Source organism: Nocardia glycosmidis (genome assembly GCF_052545115.1).
In genome coordinates, this window is record NZ_JBQWRH010000001.1 from 250,254 (window position 1) to 268,193 (window position 17,940).

The following is a 17,940-nucleotide window of genomic DNA, read 5'->3' on the forward strand; positions in this document are numbered from 1 at the left end:
GGCTCGGAAAGGCAGGGGTGGACGGCTCGTAGGGCAGACCAGGATCGGCCGAGATCTGCGGAGGAGCGATTGCGGTGCACACCATGATGCGGCGAGCAAGCGGGGCAATCGGTGTGCTGGCCCTTGGGGGCGGTCTCGTCTTCGCCGGCGCGGCTTCCGCTGCTGCCACGCCGACCGGCTGCTACGTCGATCGTGGCGTCACCGACGCGGCCGCGCTGTGCCATAGCGGTGAGGGGTCGGCGGTCCTGGCGGCCGAGTGCCTCGGTTTCTACTTGCCGCCGGGGCAGTCCGGCCTCGTGTTCGGCTACTACAGCGGGTTGGAGTCGCAGCAGACCACGGTGGGCCAGCCCATGCGCGCCACCTGCGTGTCGGACGGCTCCGTGGGAATCGCGACACTCGCGTTCATCGTCCCCACGGCGCGGTAACCGAGCGGCCTCCCGCCCACGAGGCTGTCACGCTCGGAACCGCGCCGAGCGCGCACCGGCCCGTGCGGCGGCTGGATCGTCGGCGAACGTGTCCTTCGCCTGCCGCGCCCGGGATCCGGCGTGCCGATGTGTGCCGATGTGTGCCGGATCACCTCGATCGGTTTCGGCCCATCAGCTCGGCCGGGCATCCAGCAGATTGTCGGGGCAGACCTTGTCCAGAAGGGTACGTCGCAGCGGGCCGGTTCAGTGGGCGCACGCGAATACGCGCCCGCCGGCCGCCGCCGCACACAGCCTGCGTTCCCGGTAGGCGCGCACGTCGCGGCGGTGGTGCCCGCAGGTTTCGTGCTCAGTACCCGCGTACGGGATCAATCGGAGCCAGAAGCGGGCGTCCGTTGACGAAGCGCAGCACATTCGCGCCGACATGATCGGCGAATGCCGCGAACCGCAGCTGCGGCGGATTCGAATCATGCGGTGTGACAATGGCATTCGGCAATACCCAGAGCGGATGGCCGTCCGGGAGCGGTTCGGGATCGGTGACGTCCAGTCCGGCGCCGCCGATCGCACCCGAGGCCAGCGCGGCCACCAGCGCATCGGTGTCGATCAGGCTGCCGCGGGCGACGTTGATGATCCAGGACGATGGCTTGAGCCGGGCGAGTTCGTCCGCGCCGATGAGATGCCTGGTGGCGGGTGTGGCGGGGGCGGCGATGACCACGTGATCGGTACGCGGCCAGATCCGGCCGATATGGTCGGCGGAGATCGTCTCGATGGTGTCCGGCAGACCGAACTCGGTGACCGGGCGACCGCTGCGGTTCACCGCGATGATGTGTGCGCCGAGCGGAATCAGCATCGGGATCAGCGCGCGGCCGATGCCGCCCGCGCCGACGATGGTCACGGTCTTGCCGCGCAGCGTTCCGACGTGTGGAAAGAAGTCCTGCTGACGCCAGCCGCCCGCGCGCAGGTGTTCGGGCAGGTACCGAACCCCCGCGAGCAGCAGCATGAGCGCGTGCTCGGCCACGCTGGCCGCGAAAGCTCCTGCGGCGGACGTGAATTGGATGTTCGGATGCTTGGCAAAGATGCCCGCGGTGAACCAGTCCTCGATGCCGGCGGCAGGCAGCTGCACCCATTCCACGCCGGCTGGCAGCTCGTCGGGGAACTCCCCGGGGCCGCCCACCCAGATCAGCCCGCGCGCGTCCTCGAGGTCGGCGATCGTGGCGCCGGACTCCAGTATCGCCTTCTCCACCAGCGTGGGGGGAGGTTCGGTCGGGCCGATAGCGATCGGCACTGCCGCCGGTCGGCTCATGGATGGACCTCCTTCAGTGCAGTACGACGTGGTCGCACCCGGGATGAACGGCGGTCGGACTCGCCGGTGCGACCGTAGCACCGCGGCGTGCGCGGCGGACTGGGTGTCCGTGCCGGCGCGGCACTAGTCCTCGTCCTGCTCGGTCTGCTCGTCCAGCTCCGTGTCCAGCCGGTCCCGGTCCGCCCACTCCAGCAGCCGATCCAGGTGGAACACCGCGTCATCGATCCCCGCGTGCAGGTCGCCGAGGTCGGCGAAGCGGGCGGGGACGGTGGACATGGTGAAGTCGCGCGGGTCGATGTCGGGAATCTCGTCCCAGCGCACCGGAGTCGAGACGGTGGCGGCGGGGACGCCGCGCACCGAGTAGGCCGCGGCGATCGTGTGGTCGCGCGCGTTCTGGTTGTAGTCGACGAACAACATTTTCGGGTCGCGGTCACGACGCCACCACGCGGTGGTCACGTCATCGGGCGCGCGGCGTTCGACCTCGTGGGCGAACGCGAGCGCGGCGCGGCGCACCTGCTGGAATCCCCAGTTCGGTGCGATCCGGACGTATACGTGCAGTCCGCTGCCGCCGGAAGTCTTCGGCCAGCCGACCGCGCCGAGCTCGTCGAGCAGCTCATGCACGACACCCGCCACGCGCTGCACCCGTGACCATGGACAGTCGGGCATCGGGTCGAGGTCGATGCGCCACTCGTCGGGACGCTCGGTGTCGGCTGCGCGGGAGTTCCACGGATGGAACTCGACCGTCGACATCTGCACTGCCCAGATGACATCCGCCGGCTTCTCGACACAGAGTTCGTCGGCATTCCTGCCATAGCGCGGGAAGTGCACCCGCACGGTCGGAATCCACTCCGGCGCCCCCGCGGGCACTCGCTTCTGATGGACCTTGCCGCCCGGCAATCCCTTGGGGAACCGGTGCAGCATGCACGGCCGGTTGCGCAACGCGTTGACAATGCCCTCGCCGACGCTCAGGTAGTACCGCACCAAGTCGAGCTTGGTCGCACCGGTCTCCGGGAAGTAGACCCGGTCCGGGTTGGAGATGCGAATCGTGTGGTCGCCGACCTCGAGTTCGATCGCCGACGCAGCAGACTTGCCGACCACGCGTCCGACCCTAACGGATGCCTCGGACAGGTTCCGTGTGTTGCACCACTCTGGTATTCATACGGGTATGAGCAAGGCGACGCGCGTGACTGTCACGCTGGATCCTCAGGTGGCCGAATGGGCCAGGGAGGTCGCTGATCGCCGGCATCGCAGCTTGTCCTCGGTGATCAACGCCGCGGTGCGCACCACGCTCGTGCAGGACAGTTTGACCGCGCTGATCATCGACGGGGAAGCCGAGCTGGCCGCTGCCTACGATGACGTGACGCTGGTGCAGGCCGCCGAAGACGACGCCAGCGGCCGCCCGGCATGAGCGGTCAGGCCTGGAGGAGGCAGCGCGGCGTGACCACGGAAGGCCCCGCTCATGCCGGCAGGGGAGACTGCATGAGCGGTCAGGCCTGGAGGAGGCAGCGCGGCGTGACCACGGAAGGCCCCGCTCATGCCGGCAGGGGAGACTGCATGAGCGGTCAGGCCTGGAGGAGGCAGCGCGGCGAGATCATGGAAGGCCCCGCTCATGCCGGCAGGGGAGACTGCATGAGCGGTCAGGCCTGGAGGAGGCAGCGCGGCGAGATCATGGAAGGACCGGCTCGTGCTGGCAGAGGAGACCGCGTGAGTGTCCTGCCCGCATGCGGCCGTTCGTGTACCTGTGGCGGGTCCGTTCGAGCCGAAGGCGAGAGAGCATGAGACGCGGTGAGATCTGGCGTTACGCTCCGACTCTCAGCGACGGCACGCCGTTCCCGCGGCGCATGACGGTTGTGCTGGTGTCCGATTCCGGGGTGATCACCTCGCGGTATCCCTGGCTGCACGTCGTGCCCCTGCGCGACGCCGACCCGGGCCACGTACTGGCCACCAAGACCGAGCACGGTTGGGCCGATACCCTCGAACTGCACCGCGCATACCGCCCGTGGCTCAGCGAATACTTCGGCGCGCTGACACTGTCCGAGACGGAATCCCTCGACGCGCGGCTACGGGCGACACTCAGCCTCTGATCGCACCGCCCACAGCCATTGTGTGTACCGAGTCCATGTAGGGCCGCGCTGGTTCAGGCCGGCGGGTGCCGGACGGCGTCCACGGACGTAACGCGGGTGCCACCCGGGCCTACGCCGAAACCGCTCAGCGAGAACGCGGCAGGCCGCGGGAAATACGGGACGGGCGCAGGTCCCGCGACATGTCGTCTCAGGTCGGTGTGGCTAGCGCGAAGGGCAAGACCGCGTCGGCTCCGGCCGCGCGAAGTGCGTGGGCGGCGACGGTAAACGTCCAGCCGGTGTCGGTGATGGTGTCCACCAGCAGGACCGGGCCTGGTACGCCGGTGAGGTCGGGGACTTCCCACGAGTCGAACAGACCGGCGACACGATGCGCGGAGTTCGCGGCCGACACCGGCGGGCGGTCCGGCCGGGTGCGTAGCGTGCCGAGGTCGCGCAGGCGTCCGACCTCGGCGAGCCGGGCGGCGAGGTCGGCGGTGCGGATGGGGTGGCGCACGGATTCCAGCGCGAGCACCGACGTGGGGCGGGCTGCCCAATCCCATTCGCGCAGAACGGCGATGCAGGCATCGAAGACCGCGTCGGGGACCGGGGCGTCCGCGCCGTCGAGCAGCGATCGCAGGCGCTGACCCCAGCCGAGATCGGTCAGCCTACCGAGCACGCGACCGGTATCGGCGCCGACGGTGATCTTGCCGGACAACGGAACTCCGAGTTTCGCCATGCCGGTGGGCCACTGTTTGCGCGGTGCGAGATCGATGCCGGGGCGGTCGAGGCGAGCCCTGGTGTTCGCCACGGCAGCTGCGGCCACGGTGGTATCGGGGCGGGTGCCGGTGCAGTTGTCGCAGCGGCCGCAGCCGGGCGAAGCTCCGGGGTCGGCGGGTAGTCCCGGGTCGTCGAGTTGGCGGCGCAGAAATTCCATCCGGCAGCCTGCCGTCGACTGATAGTCGATCATGGCCTGCTGTTCGACCTCTCGCGCGATGGAAAGCCGCTCGTAGCGTTCGGTGTCATAAGCCCAGGGCCGACCGGTGGCGATCCAGCCGCCACGCACCCGGCGCACCGCGCCGTCCACGTCGAGCACCTTCAGCACCATCTCCAGCCGGGAGCGGTTGAGCTCCACCAGCGGTTCCAGCGCCGCGGTGGACAGCGCCCGGTCGGAGTCCAGCGCGGCGAGCACCGCCCGCACGATGTGCTCGCGCGGAAACGCGACGGAGGCGAAGTAACTCCAGATCCGCGCGTCTTCCGGGCCGGGCAGCAGGACCACTTCGGCGCGATCGGTGCCGCGCCCGGCGCGACCCACCTGCTGGTAGTAGGCGATGGGGGAGGACGGCGCTCCGACGTGCACCACGAATCCGAGGTCCGGCTTGTCGAATCCCATGCCCAGCGCGGAGGTGGCGATGAGCGCCTTCACCTCGTTGTTCAGCAGCGCCGCCTCCAGCGCCGCACGTTCGGCCGGATCGGTCTGGCCGGTGTAGGCGGCGACCGTGTGGCCATCCGCGTTCAACACGTCCGCCAGATCGTGTGCGGCGGCGACGGTGAGGGTGTACACGATGCCGGAGCCGGGCAGCCGGCGCAGGTGACCGCTGAGCCAGGCGGTGCGTTCCACGGCGTCGTCGAAACGGATCACCGACAAATGCAGCGACTCGCGATCCAGGGTGCCGCGCAGCACCAGGGTATCGGTGCCGATCTGGGTGGCGACGTCGGTGACCACGCGGTCGTTGGCGGTCGCGGTGGTCGCGAGCACCGGCACGTCGGCGCCGAGGTCGGCGATCAGGGTTCGGATACGGCGGTAGTCCGGCCGGAAATCGTGTCCCCAATCCGAGATGCAGTGCGCTTCATCGATGACTACGAGCCCCGCGTCCGCCGCGAGCGCGGGCAGCACCTGGTCACGGAAGTCCGGGTTGTTCAGCCGCTCCGGGCTGACCAGCAGCACGTCGACCGCGCCGGCGGCGACCTGCGCGTGGATCTCGTCCCATTCGGTGACGTTGCCCGAGTTGATGGTGGCGGCCACCACCCCGGCACGCTGCGCGGCGGCCACCTGATTGCGCATCAGCGCGAGCAGTGGCGACACGATCACCGTGGGCCCGCGACCCGCCCTGCGCAGCAATTTTGCGGCGATGAAGTACACCGCCGATTTGCCCCAGCCGGTGCGCTGCACCACCAGCGCCCGGCGCCGGCGCATGACCAGCGCCTCGGTGGCGGTCCACTGGTCTTCCCGCAGGCGCGCGCTCGGCCCGGCCAGTTCGCGCAGGAGCTGTTCGGCATGCTCGCGCAGGTCGGCAGCGGTGCGGTCGGTCGAAGAGGCGTCGGTCGCCGTGGTCATGCGCTCCATCGTGCCCGACGGCACCGACATGCGCCGCCGCGCCCGGCCGCTGCTCCCGCCGACCGCACTCCATGCCCGGCTGGGCCGGGCGCTCGTCGTCGGCTCGGCCACTCGAGCTCGGACGAGTTCGGGCCGTTCCGCGGCGATGAAGTGGCGGCAGTTGTCGACGATTTCCAGGCGGCGGTCGTCGGCCTCGCGGCCAGTTCGGCGGCGAGTGACGGTTGGATCGCGGCGTCCTTGCACCGACGAGGAATACCGCCGCCACCTTGCGTTTCGTGGTGCGCGGCGTGGTCGCCGAGGTGCCTGTCACGGTAGGGCTGCTATCGAGGACAGCGCCGGACAATACAGACCGATTGGCACCTTCGATGTTTGCGGCGCATCCGCCGCGAAATCACCACCGACGAAGGACAATAGGGCGGACTGTATCCCGGCCAGGGAATTGCGCAGGAGGCAGCTATGTCGAGCCAGTACCAGCCGCCCGTGGGGTGGTCCCCACCAGGTGCGGAGTTCCGCACCAGCAACAACGTTTCCCGCACCCTGGTGGGCACGCTTGTCGGTCTGGTGGTGACGCCGATCGGCATCGGCTTGGCCGCCCACGGCGGACTGGACACCAGGCAGTGGGTGATCCTCAGCGGCGCGGGGGACCGGTGGGGGTCCAATGCGCAGATCATCGGGGGCGCGTTGCTGCTGTTCCTGGTCGCGCTGCTGGCCGCGTACTCGCCCGCAGGCACCGTGATCGCGGGCCTGGTTTGGGGTCTGCTGCCGGGCGCGATGCAGATCCTCTTTCCCGACGACACCTGGCGCATGATCGAGCAGTCACCGGCGTTGTCACCGGAATTGCGCCTGTCCGTGCACAATTGGGTGCTCGACGGCTATGCCCTGACGCTCGGACTGCTGCTGGTCGGAGCGGGCCTCGCTGCCACCCTGCGTCGGCGTTGAACGCGTGATCCGCGCCGGGCGAACCTGCTTCGCCCGGCGCGGATCACGCGAGCGTCACCCCTTGACGCATAGCACCTGGTGCAGTGTCGCGACGACGTCGACCAGGTCGCGCTGCGCCGCGATGACCTCGTCGATGTCCTTGTAGGCCGCGGGAATCTCATCCACCACGCCCGCGTCCTTACGTGACTCGACACCCTCGGTCTGGGCGATGAGATCGGCGACGGTGAACTGCTTCTTCGCCGCGTTGCGGCTCATCCGCCGGCCCGCGCCGTGCGACGCCGACTGGAACGAGGCCGGATTTCCCTTGCCGCGCACCACATACGAGCGGGTACCCATCGAGCCGGGGATCAGCGCGAGCTCGCCCGCGCCTGCCCGCACGGCACCCTTGCGGGTGACCAGCATCGGCACACCGTCGATGATCTCCTCCGCGACGTAGTTGTGGTGGCAGCTCACCGGCTGCTCGAAACGTACTCCGCGCCCGGCGAATTCGGCGCTTACCGCGCGACAGACCAGGGCGAGCATGACGGCGCGGTTGCGCGCGGCATACTCCTGTGCCCAGGTCAGGTCGCGCCGGTACGCCTCCATCTCCGGCGTGCCCGAGACGAAGACCGCCAGATCGCGGTCGGGCAGGTCGGCATTGTGCGGCAGTGCTCGCGCGATCGTCATGTGCCGCTCGGCGAGTTCCTTGCCGATGTTGCGACTGCCGGAATGCAGCAGGATCCACACCCGGTCGTCCTGGTCGAGGCAGACCTCGATGAAGTGGTTGCCGCCACCGAGCGTGCCCATCTGCTTGTGCGCCTTGGATTCTCGGGCCTGCACATGATCGTCGAGGGCGCTGAAACAGCCCCAGAACCGGTCCCAGCCCGCGCGCAGCGGTGCGGTGCTCGCGCCGAGCCCGGCGACCTGGGTGCCGAGTCGGGTGACGTCGACCGCGTGATCGTGGGCCTGGAACCCGACCGGCACCGCCGCCTCGATCCGCGACCGCAGGGCGTGCAGATTGTCGGGCAGGTCGGCCGCGGTGAGGTCGGTGCGCACGCTCTCCATGCCGCAGCCGATGTCCACCCCGACCGCGGCGGGCGACACCGCGTCCTTCATCGCGATCACCGAGCCGACCGTGGCCCCTTTGCCGAGGTGCACGTCCGGCATCACACGGACGCCGTGGACCCATTTCAGCGCGGCGATATTGCGCAGTTGCCGGAGTGCGGCCTGCTCGACCTCGTACTCGTGGGCCCACATCAGCGTCTGCGCCTTGGTGCCGCGCAGCTCGACGGGAAACATGGTGTCGATCCTTTCGTTGATCCGCACCATCAACGGTAGGGACCGACGGCGCCCGGCGCATCCGAATATCAACCGACCGGACGGTCTGATTTTCGGGCGGTGCGCTCGAGCGGCGCCCGGTAGGCGCGCTCGGCATTCCGGTGCGCGATGGCCGTGACCAGGTCTTCCGCGTCGGCGGTGGTGATCGCGCCGGCGGCGATCCACTCGTCCATCAGTGTGCCGAGGCCCCGTCGCCAGAGCACGGCGCCGAGGTAGTGCAGTTCCGGCAGCCCGTAGCCGTCCGAGGAGTAGCACAGCGCCCGGAAGGGGACGAGTTCCAGCGTCTCGGCCAGGACCGCCCCGGCACGCTGCCCCACATAGGGGATGGTGAGGCCCAGGTCCACGTGGACGTGATCGAACAGGTGCGCGAGGTAGGCGGCATGACGATGGAACGGCCAGCAGTGCAGCAGCATCACCGAGAGCCCGGTTCCGGCGGTCCGGCGCAGGAAGTCGGTGAGCAGCAACGGGTCGCTGTGCCGCAGGCGCAGGTCGGGGTCGCCGAATCCGGTGTGGAACTGCAAGGGAAGGCCGAGCTCGGCCCCGATTCGGGCCCCGAGGCCGACCAGCCAGCCGAGCACGTGCGGATCGGTGAGACGGTGTTCGGGCGCGAAACTGGTGGGCGGGTGATCCTGCGGCGGAAAATCCAGACCGCAGCGATACGCGACGATCGTCTTGAACCCGACGGCGGTCTCGGCCCGCGCGCGCAGCTCGGTCTCGATCCGGTCGTAGACGCCGGAAACCGCGCCGACCTGAGCGATGACCTGTGCGGCGACCTCCTCCAGGCGCACCACCTCGTGCACTTCTCCCTCCGCCAGCGCGGCGAAATCCGCTGTGCTACCACCGATTCCGGTGTCCAGGAACCATCGGTTCACGCCGGTCGCGCGGAGCAGCCGCGCGGCGGCCTCGCTTGCCCCGAGCTGGGCGCGGTGGCGGAGATAGACGTCCGGGCCGACGTGCGCGGGCAGGTCGAGTGCGGGTGCGCACCAGCGGCGCACCGCGAGCCCGATCGCGGAATCGAAATCGCCTCGTGCGCCTTCGCCGAGCAAGCGCTCGAAGCCGGGCCGATCCAGGGTGCCGACATCGACGCCGTGACAGTGGTGGTCGGTCAGTGGCACGTCGTCGGTGAGCACGTCAGAACCGCCAACGGGTCAGCGCGATGAGTTCTTCGGCGCTCGCGTCGGCGTATCGCTCGGCTTCGGCGCGGCGCACGGTGACCAGTGAATCGTGCAGCTCAGGGCCCATCGCGGCGGCCAGTACGCGGGACACGGCGAGGTGCTCGGCGGCTTTGGCCGCGGTAGTGGGCAGTCGGCGCACATCGGACCTCGCCACGGCCTCCGCATCGAAAGTCGCCGGGTCCCCCGTGATTGCGGCAGGCAGGCGCAACTGTTCGGCCACGCCCGCGAGCCCCGCTGCGAGCACCGAGCCGACGATCAGGTACGGGTTGCCGGTCGCGTCGAGGCACTTGATCTCGGCGTTCGCCGCCCATCCCTCGGTGCCGCGTATCCCGGTGATGAAACGCAGCGCGGCCTCTCTGGTCTCGCGGCCCCAGCACTGCCACACCCCGGCCCAGCGCGAGGGCGCCAACCGCAGGAAGCTCGCCGGGTTGCCCGCGCCGACCGCGACCAGCGCGGGGAGTTCACGCAGCACGCCCGCCAAGAACGCCTCACCCGGCTGCCGCATACCGTGTGGTCCGTCGCCACCCGAGAACAGCGGGCCCGCCTCGTCGTGTGCGGATAGATGCAGGTGCGCTCCGGAACCGGCACCGCCCGGTTCGATGCAGGGAGCGAGCTGCGCGCGCCAGCCATGCTGGGCGCTGACCTGACGAATCGTGTGCCGGACCAGCACAGCTTCGTCCGCCGCGGTGACCGGTTCGGACGGCTCGACCGACAATTCCAGTTGAGCGAGCGCGTATTCGGGGTGGAACTGGGCCACCGCGACCCCTTGCCGGTCGAGCGCGGCGACCAGGTTGGCGGCGTACTCGGCGACCTGACCGAGCCGCACGATGCCGTAGGCGGGGCCGTACACCGCCGGTGTGAAGACATCCGTGTCGTCGGCCCGGCCCACGGCCCATTCGGTCTCGAAGGCCATGGACAACCCCAGTCCGGCCGCGCGAGCCGCTTCCGCCTGGCGGGCCGCGAAGTGGCGCTGGCAGGCGACGAAGCGGGTGCCGTCCTGGGTGTACTTGTCGACCGGCGCCCACGCCCAGCCGGGCTGGCAGGCCAGTTCGGTCAGTTTGGACAGATCCGGGACGAGCCGCAGATCCCCGTCGGGGCCGCCGAGGTACCGCCCGACCGTCATCAGATCGTCGAAGGCGAAGGTCTCGAAGCACGGGGACACACCGACTCCGTACCAGGACGCGAGGGCCAGGCGTGGTTTGGGCACCGCTTTCACGCGCGTGATGCCCGCGTTGTCGACGAAGCTCAGCGCGATCATGGACGCGTCCACCTGGTCGATCAAGGCGGTGTCGCCGTCGGCGGGGATGCGATCCGGCGTGGCCATGCGTACCACGATAAATGGGCGCGGCGAGCAATAGCGCCGCCTCGCCGGAAACCGGGGCCGCACGTTCTATTTCGGTCGAGGCCGGTCAGCTGGCGCGGCGAAGGTCCGCTCGCGCCGGTGAACCGGACCTTCGCGCTGCCGACCTGATCGCCAGGTACTCGGCGGCGGAGACCACCGCGACCGGTCCGATGCGGAGCACTCGGCGCGAATGGTGACAGGGCCGGATGGGATCGACAGCGCGGCAGGGCAACCGCCCACCGTGTGTCCGGCCACCGCTTCTCCGGATTGGTCCGGTGTCTACTCGGCGGCCAGTGCGGCGGTGATCTCTTCCCCGGTGGGAATCGAGCTGCTTGCTCCCAGCCGGGTAGTCGCCAGCGCGCCGGCCGCGCACGCCCAGGTCAGCGCCCATTCCGGGCCGCGATGCCAGGCGGCGGCCAGCGCGCCGGTGAACGCGTCGCCGGCCCCGGTGGTGTCGACGACGTGCACCTGCGGGCTCGGGCACGACAGCCGTGCGTCGCCGGGGCCGCGATAGTCGGCGCCTGCCGCGCCACGTGTGACCACCACATGTGGAACCAGCTCGAGGTCCCCGCGGAGCTGCTCGGCTTCACCCGAATTGACCACGACCAGATCGACGTCGGCCCACAGATCGGCGGGCAGGCGTTGCGCCGGCGACGGATTCAGCAGGACCGTCGTGGCGTGCGCGCGGGCGTGCCGTGCCGCGGCGGCCACCGTATCGATGGGAATCTCCAACTGGCACAACAGGATATCGGCCGCCGCGATGGCCCTCAGGTTGTCCCTGGTGAGTTCGGTCATTCGCGCGTTCGCGCCACCGACGACGATGATGCTGTTCTCGCCCTCGCTGTCGACCACGATCGTGGCTATACCGCTCGGGCCGGCCACGGTGCGCAGCCCGTCGACAGTCACGGCGGAATCCGTGAGCGCCCGACGCAGCCCAGCGGCGAACACGTCCGCGCCGACCGCCCCGACGAACGAGACTGCCGCACCGGCGCGGCGCGCCGCGATGGCCTGATTGGCGCCTTTCCCACCCGGTACCGTGGCGAAGCTCGTGCCGAGCACCGTCTCACCAGGAACAGGCCGCCGCGCGGTCGTGGTGACCAGGTCCATGTTGATGCTGCCCAGCACCACGATCGCCGGAGCATCCGATTCGGCCGTCATATCGCCGGACGGTAGTCGCGCGACCCGGGTCGTGCACGTGGCTTCCCGAACCGCCCGTATTCGTGTGCCGCTACGCATCCGGCAGCGCTCGGCGGCGGGCGTCGCCGACCGGATTCAGGTGGCGCCAGCAGGTGGAATCGACCGTGCGCCTGGTGCGTAGGCTGTACCCATGACGGTAGGAACGACGACCCAGCCGGATGTCCGCGAGATGGTGCACGAGGCCGCGCGCAAGGCCCGAGTCGCGTCGCGCACCCTGGCGCGACTGACGACCGCGCGGAAGAACGAGGCGCTGCACGCCGCCGCGGACGCGCTGCTGGCCGCCGCCGACCGGGTGCTCGCCGCCAACGCCGAGGACATCGCCGCCGCACAGGCCGCGGGCACCGAGGAGTCGCTGCTGGACCGGTTGCGGCTGACCGCGGCGCGCATCGACGGCATCGCCTCCGGGCTGCGCCAGGTGGCCGGGCTGGCCGATCCCATCGGTGTCGTCGTCCGCGGCTCCACCCTGCCGAACGGACTGGAGATCAAGCAGGTGCGCGTGCCGCTCGGTGTGGTCGGCATGGTGTACGAGGCCCGGCCGAATGTCACCGTCGACGCGTTCGGGCTCGCGCTCAAGTCCGGCAATGCCGCGCTGCTGCGCGGCTCCTCCTCGGCCGCTCGTTCCAACGCCGCGCTCGTCGCCGTGCTGCGTGAATCGCTTGACGCGCAGGGTATCCCGGCCGATGCCGTGCAGCTGCTGCCGAGCGAGGACCGCTCCAGTGTCACCCACCTCATCCAGGCCCGCGGCCTGGTCGACGTCGTCATTCCGCGCGGTGGCGCCGGGCTGATCAACGCGGTCGTCCGTGACGCGCAGGTGCCCACCATCGAGACCGGCACCGGCAACTGCCACGTGTACGTGCACGCAGGCGCCGATCTGGACATGGCCGAGCAGATCCTGATCAACGCCAAGACCCGTCGTCCCAGCGTGTGCAACGCGGCCGAGACCGTCCTGATCGATGCGGCCATCGCCGACACCGCGGTGCCGCGGCTGACCGAAGCTCTGCGGCGGCACAACGTCACCATCCACGGTGACCTGCCCGGTCAGGTTCCGGCGACCGACGCCGACTGGGGCGAGGAGTACCTGACCCTGGACATCGCCCTCAAGGTGGTCGACGACCTGGACGCGGCGGTGGAGCACATCAACACCTGGGGCACCGGCCACACCGAGGCCATCGTCACCGGCGAACTGGCCGCGGCGCGCGAGTTCACCAGCCGCGTCGACGCCGCCGCCGTCATGGTCAACGCCTCCACCGCGTTCACCGACGGAGAGCAGTTCGGTTTCGGTGCCGAGATCGGCATTTCGACCCAAAAGCTGCACGCCCGCGGCCCGATGGCGCTGCCCGAACTGACCTCGACGAAGTGGATCGTGTGGGGCGAAGGCCAGATCAGGCCCGTCTGATGCGCACTGGCCGCGGACGACGCAGACGCCGCGTTGCCATACCGTGAGGACGGGTCGGAAGAAAGGTACGGGGTGGTGACGGACAGTACGGGTCAGGAACCGGTCTTCGCGTCGGTGGACGATGTGCTCGAGCGTCTGGCGAGCACGGGGTATCTGGCGAACAAGGCCACCGCGACGTCGGTGTTCCTCGCCGATCGGCTGGGCAAGCCGCTGCTGATCGAGGGACCGGCCGGCGTCGGCAAGACCGAGTTGGCGCGCGCGGTCGCCCAGACTTCGGGCGCCGAGCTGGTCCGGTTGCAGTGCTACGAGGGCGTCGACGAGGCGCGTGCGCTGTACGAGTGGAACCACGCCAAGCAGATCCTGCGCATTCAGGCCTCCAGCGAGAATGACTGGGCGGAGACCAAGGCCGACGTCTTCACCGAGGAGTTCCTGCTGTCGCGGCCGCTGCTCACCGCGATCCGGCGCACCGATCCCACGGTGCTGCTGATCGACGAGACCGACAAGGCCGACATCGAAATCGAGGGCCTGCTGCTCGAGGTGCTCAGCGACTTCGCGGTGACGGTGCCGGAGCTGGGCACCATCACCGCCGGCCGTAGACCTTTCGTCGTACTCACGTCGAACGCCACCCGAGAGCTGTCCGAGGCGCTCAAGCGCCGCTGCCTCTACCTGCACCTGGACTTCCCGGACGAGGAACTGGAGCGGCGCATTCTGGCCGGCCGGGTGCCCGAGCTGTCCGCCGCGGTCGTCGCGCAGCTGGTGCGGATCGTGCACGTGCTGCGCGGGATGCAGTTGAAGAAACTGCCCTCGGTCGCCGAGTCGATCGACTGGGGCCGCACGCTGCTCGCGCTGGGCCTGCACGATCTGGACGACACGGCCGTGCGCGCCACCCTCGGCGTCGTGCTGAAGCACCGCAGCGACCACGAGCGGGCACTGGCCGAACTGAAGCTGGCCTGAGCCCATGGCGGCGGGATCGGTCCCTGCGGATGTCGCGTCGCTGAGTGCGTCGCACGGGCTGCCCGGCCATCTGGTCGGATTCGTGGGGGCGCTGCGGGCGCGCGGCATCCCGGTCGGGCCGTCGGAGACGGTGGACGCGGGCCGGGTGGTGACCGTCCTCGATCTGCTGGACCGGGAGGTTCTGCGCGAGGGGCTGGCCTGCGCGCTGTTGCGGCGCAGCACCCACCGCGCGGTCTTCGACGGGTTGTTCGACCTGTGGTTCCCGGTCGCGTTGGGGGAACGCACCGCGGCGGCGGACAAGGTGGAGATTCCCCGCACGCCCAGCGGTGAGGTGGATATCCCGGCGTTGCGTGAGCTGCTCGCCGAGCTGCTCACCCAGGACGCGACCGCGCAGCTGGCAGCGTTGGCCGCGCAGCTGGTCGAGCAGCTCGGTCAGTACCAAGCCGCGGGCCACGCGTCGTTCTCGGCGTACCAAGCGCTCAAAGAGCTACAGCCGCAGACCCTGCTGGCCAAGATTCTCGCGGGGCTGGCCGCGGGACCCGACGCCGGCGATTCCGACCGGGAAGTCGCCCGTCGCGTGGCGCGGCAGCGCATCGCCGATTTCCGCGCGACCGTCGAGGCGGAAACCAAGCGCCGCGTCGCCGAACGGATCGGCCGCGATCGGGTGGCGGGCTACGGTGTCGCCCGCCTGGCCGAGGAGGTGGATTTCCTGCGCGCTTCCGAGGCCGAACTGGCCGAACTCAAACGCAGCACCCAGCGTATGGCCCGCATCCTGGCCTCGCGTCTGGCGGCGCGTCGCAGGCACGCGCGCCGCGGCGAGATCGATCTGCGCCGGACCCTGCGCAGATCGATGTCGACCGGTGGCGTGCCGATCGATCTGGTGAACCGCAAGCCGCGGCCCGGCCGGCCGGAACTCGTGCTGCTGTGTGATGTCTCCGGCTCGGTGGCCGGTTTCAGCAACTTCACCCTGCTGTTGGTCAGCGCGTTGCGCGAGCAGTTCTCCCGGGTGCGGATCTTCGCCTTCGTCGACCAGGTCGACGAGGTCACCCGATTCTTCGATCCGAACACCCAGCTGGACAAGGCGATGGCCAGGATCTTCCGCGAGGCGGGCGTCGCCGGATTCGACGGGCACTCCGACTACGGCCACGCGCTGGCCGGGTTCGCCAGGGACTTCCCCGACGCCGTCACCAGCCGCAGTTCGCTGCTGATCCTGGGCGACGCGCGCACGAACTACCGTGATCCGCAACTGGCTACGCTGCGATCGCTGGTCGCGGTCGCCAAGCACGCGCACTGGCTCAACCCGGAACGGCAGGACCAGTGGGGCACCGGCGATTCCGCCGCGGACAACTACCGCGAGGTCATCGAGATGCACGAATGTCGTTCGGCCAGGCAGCTCACCGCTGTCGTGTCTCGATTACTGCCGGTGTGAGCGTGCGCGAGGCCGCGCTGCGGAGGTGCTGCCCGGCCGAACCCGGTGCCCGGCAGGCCGAGCCATGGGCGGGCGAGTGGTCGCGGAACGCCGGGCCACTGCCGGTCGATGCGCGGGCGGGTGTCCGCCCTGCCGACCGGCCCGAGGCAACCCATTAAGCTCGGCAGTCATGCACGAGACAGGTCGGCGCGCCCGCAAGCTGGGGGTGATGGGCGGCACGTTCGACCCCATCCACCACGGGCATCTGGTCGCCGCCAGCGAGGTCGCCCACCGCTTCGAGTTGGACGAGGTGATCTTCGTCCCGACCGGGCAGCCATGGCAGAAGTCACACAAGCAGGTCAGCCCGGCCGAGGACCGCTACCTGATGACCGTGATCGCCACCGCGTCCAATCCGCGGTTTTCGGTCAGCCGCGCGGATATCGACCGCGGCAAGGTCACCTACACCGTCGACACGTTGCGCGAGATGCAATCGCAGCACCCCGATGCCCAGCTGTACTTCATCACCGGTGCGGACGCGTTGGCCAGCATCCTGACATGGCAGGATTGGGCGGAACTGTTCGAACTGGCGAAGTTCGTCGGGGTGAGCCGTCCGGGGTACGAACTGAACACCGATCATCTCGAAGACCATCTGCGCGATCTTCCGGCCGATGCGGTGACCATGATCGAAATCCCCGCGCTGGCGATCTCGTCGAGCGAATGCCGTCGCCGCGCCGCCGAGAACCGGCCGGTGTGGTACCTCGTCCCCGACGGGGTGGTGCAGTACATATCGAAGCGGCACCTGTATGTGCCCGGAGCAGCGGAAGGCAGCTGAGCGTGAGCGAGCGCAGCGAGGTGCGGGCATGAGTGAGCGAACCATCGACACGGCCGCGAAGGCGGTCACGTGGGGGCTGAGCGCGGAGGTGCCGGCATGAGTGCTTCGGCGGAGTCGGTCGAGATCGCCCAGGTGGCGGCACGGGCTGCCGATGAGAAGCTGGCGGCCGACGTGGTGGTGCTGGACGTGTCCGAGCAGTTGGTGATCACGGACTGCTTCGTGATCGCGTCGGCGCCCAACGAGCGTCAGGTGAACGCCATCGTCGACAACGTGGAAGAGAAGCTGCGCGCCGCCGGACACAAGCCGGTCCGGCGCGAGGGCACCCGCGAAGGTCGCTGGGCGCTGCTGGACTACGTCGATGTCGTGGTGCACATCCAGCACAACGACGAGCGCAACTTCTATGCGCTGGAGCGGCTGTGGAAGGACTGCCCCGTCGTGCCGGTCGCCGGGATCACCGGTGCCGGGCCGCAGGCGCGCGCCGCGGCGGCGGCGACGGAGGATGAGGCGCGATCGTGAGTGAGCCGCAGCGCGACGGAGTCGTGAGCAGAAATGCCGGCGTGCGCACCCTGATCCTGTTGCGCCACGGGCAAACCGAATGGAACGCCGCCGACCGGATGCAGGGACAGATCGATACCGATCTCACCGAACTCGGTCGCAGGCAAGCCAAAGAAGCTGCGCGCGAACTGGTTTCGCGCAATGCCATCGCGATCCTCTCGTCGGACCTGCGCCGGGCGTTCGACACCGCGACCGCGCTCGCCGAACACACCGGCCTCACCGTCGTGCCGGACACCAGGCTGCGGGAGACCGATCTCGGCGACTGGGAGGGACTCACCCACCTGGAGGTGGACGCGGACTATCCGGGTGCGCGCATGGCGTGGCGGCTGGACGCGAGCTACACGCCGCCCAACGGCGAGAGCAAGTTCGAGGTCGGGGCACGGTCGCTGCCGGTTGTCCAGGAGTTGCTGGTCGAGCGGCAGGATTGGCCGGGCCGGACTATCATCCTGGTGGCGCACGGCGGGCTGATCGCCGGCCTCACGGCTGCGCTGCTCGACCTGCCGGCGCAGAATTGGCCGATCCTCGGCGGATTGGCCAATACCAGTTGGGTGCAGCTGAGCAGTCACGGCCCGAGCATCGAACAGCCCGGCTGGCGTCTGGATGTGTGGAACGCGGCGGCGAAGGTAGCACCGGATGTCCCCTGACGAGCCGATCAGATCGGTTCCGGACGAACTGTTCCGTCGGGTGCCGGCGCGGGCCGAGCGG

The 17,940-nt window shown here is 69.6% G+C and carries 17 protein-coding genes; 10 read left to right on the top strand and 7 right to left on the bottom strand.

The window, feature by feature from the left end; translation table 11 throughout:
- Positions 1-74 precede the first annotated feature (74 nt).
- Positions 75-425, top strand: a complete 351-nt coding sequence (locus ACT86A_RS01150; RefSeq protein WP_445090067.1) for a hypothetical protein — start codon at positions 75-77, stop codon at positions 423-425.
- 346 nt (positions 426-771) lie between these two features.
- Here ACT86A_RS01150 and ACT86A_RS01155 read toward each other — a convergent pair whose 3' ends face one another.
- The gene (locus ACT86A_RS01155; RefSeq protein WP_445090068.1) at positions 772-1,725 is read right to left on the bottom strand and encodes a D-isomer specific 2-hydroxyacid dehydrogenase family protein; all 954 of its coding nucleotides are present in this window, start codon (positions 1,723-1,725) and stop codon (positions 772-774) included.
- A 123-nt stretch (positions 1,726-1,848) separates the two neighbouring features.
- Positions 1,849-2,823, bottom strand: coding sequence for a non-homologous end-joining DNA ligase (gene ligD / locus ACT86A_RS01160; protein ID WP_445090069.1), 975 nt, complete (start codon positions 2,821-2,823; stop codon positions 1,849-1,851).
- 85 nt (positions 2,824-2,908) lie between these two features.
- On the opposite strand from ligD, the gene ACT86A_RS01165 reads away from it, so the two are divergent.
- Together ACT86A_RS01165 and ACT86A_RS01170 are read left to right on the top strand one after the other, a co-directional pair.
- Positions 2,909-3,133, top strand: coding sequence for a hypothetical protein (locus ACT86A_RS01165; RefSeq protein WP_445090070.1), 225 nt, complete (start codon positions 2,909-2,911; stop codon positions 3,131-3,133).
- A gap of 367 nt (positions 3,134-3,500) precedes the next feature.
- A complete protein-coding gene (locus tag ACT86A_RS01170; protein ID WP_445090071.1) occupies positions 3,501-3,809 on the top strand; it encodes a hypothetical protein in 309 nt (102 codons plus the stop codon).
- Positions 3,810-3,996: 187 nt separating this feature from the next.
- On the opposite strand, the gene ACT86A_RS01175 is transcribed toward ACT86A_RS01170, so the two are convergent.
- Positions 3,997-6,120 (bottom strand): RecQ family ATP-dependent DNA helicase, encoded by a 2,124-nt coding sequence (locus tag ACT86A_RS01175; protein WP_445090072.1) that lies wholly within the window; start codon positions 6,118-6,120, stop codon positions 3,997-3,999.
- Positions 6,121-6,576: 456 nt separating this feature from the next.
- Here ACT86A_RS01175 and ACT86A_RS01180 point away from each other — a divergent pair, with 456 nt between their 5' ends.
- Positions 6,577-7,059: a hypothetical protein gene (locus ACT86A_RS01180; protein WP_445090073.1), complete on the top strand. Its 483-nt coding sequence runs from the start codon at positions 6,577-6,579 to the stop codon at positions 7,057-7,059.
- Between the two features lie 54 nt (positions 7,060-7,113).
- On the opposite strand, the gene ACT86A_RS01185 is transcribed toward ACT86A_RS01180, so the two are convergent.
- The 4 genes from ACT86A_RS01185 to ACT86A_RS01200 form a co-directional block, all read right to left on the bottom strand.
- The gene (locus ACT86A_RS01185) at positions 7,114-8,337 is read right to left on the bottom strand and encodes an RtcB family protein (protein ID WP_445090074.1); all 1,224 of its coding nucleotides are present in this window, start codon (positions 8,335-8,337) and stop codon (positions 7,114-7,116) included.
- 68 nt (positions 8,338-8,405) lie between these two features.
- Entirely contained in the window at positions 8,406-9,506 is a 1,101-nt protein-coding gene (locus ACT86A_RS01190) for an amidohydrolase family protein (protein ID WP_445090075.1), read from the bottom strand.
- A gap of 1 nt (position 9,507) precedes the next feature.
- The gene (locus ACT86A_RS01195; protein WP_445090076.1) at positions 9,508-10,875 is read right to left on the bottom strand and encodes a type I glutamate--ammonia ligase; all 1,368 of its coding nucleotides are present in this window, start codon (positions 10,873-10,875) and stop codon (positions 9,508-9,510) included.
- A 297-nt stretch (positions 10,876-11,172) separates the two neighbouring features.
- A complete protein-coding gene (locus ACT86A_RS01200) occupies positions 11,173-12,051 on the bottom strand; it encodes a ribokinase (RefSeq protein WP_445090077.1) in 879 nt (292 codons plus the stop codon).
- Between the two features lie 169 nt (positions 12,052-12,220).
- Here ACT86A_RS01200 and ACT86A_RS01205 point away from each other — a divergent pair, with 169 nt between their 5' ends.
- From ACT86A_RS01205 to ACT86A_RS01230, 6 genes are all read left to right on the top strand, one after another.
- Positions 12,221-13,486, top strand: coding sequence for a glutamate-5-semialdehyde dehydrogenase (locus ACT86A_RS01205; protein WP_445090078.1), 1,266 nt, complete (start codon positions 12,221-12,223; stop codon positions 13,484-13,486).
- A gap of 72 nt (positions 13,487-13,558) precedes the next feature.
- Positions 13,559-14,440 (top strand): AAA family ATPase, encoded by an 882-nt coding sequence (locus tag ACT86A_RS01210; RefSeq protein ID WP_445090079.1) that lies wholly within the window; start codon positions 13,559-13,561, stop codon positions 14,438-14,440.
- Between the two features lie 4 nt (positions 14,441-14,444).
- Positions 14,445-15,869, top strand: coding sequence for a vWA domain-containing protein (locus ACT86A_RS01215; RefSeq protein ID WP_445090080.1), 1,425 nt, complete (start codon positions 14,445-14,447; stop codon positions 15,867-15,869).
- A 169-nt stretch (positions 15,870-16,038) separates the two neighbouring features.
- Entirely contained in the window at positions 16,039-16,680 is a 642-nt protein-coding gene (nadD, locus tag ACT86A_RS01220; protein WP_445090081.1) for a nicotinate-nucleotide adenylyltransferase, read from the top strand.
- Between the two features lie 96 nt (positions 16,681-16,776).
- Entirely contained in the window at positions 16,777-17,196 is a 420-nt protein-coding gene (gene rsfS / locus ACT86A_RS01225; protein ID WP_445090082.1) for a ribosome silencing factor, read from the top strand.
- Positions 17,193-17,879, top strand: coding sequence for a histidine phosphatase family protein (locus ACT86A_RS01230; protein WP_445090083.1), 687 nt, complete (start codon positions 17,193-17,195; stop codon positions 17,877-17,879). The genes rsfS and ACT86A_RS01230 overlap by 4 nt, the downstream gene beginning before the upstream one ends.
- The last annotated feature ends 61 nt before the right edge of the window (positions 17,880-17,940 follow it).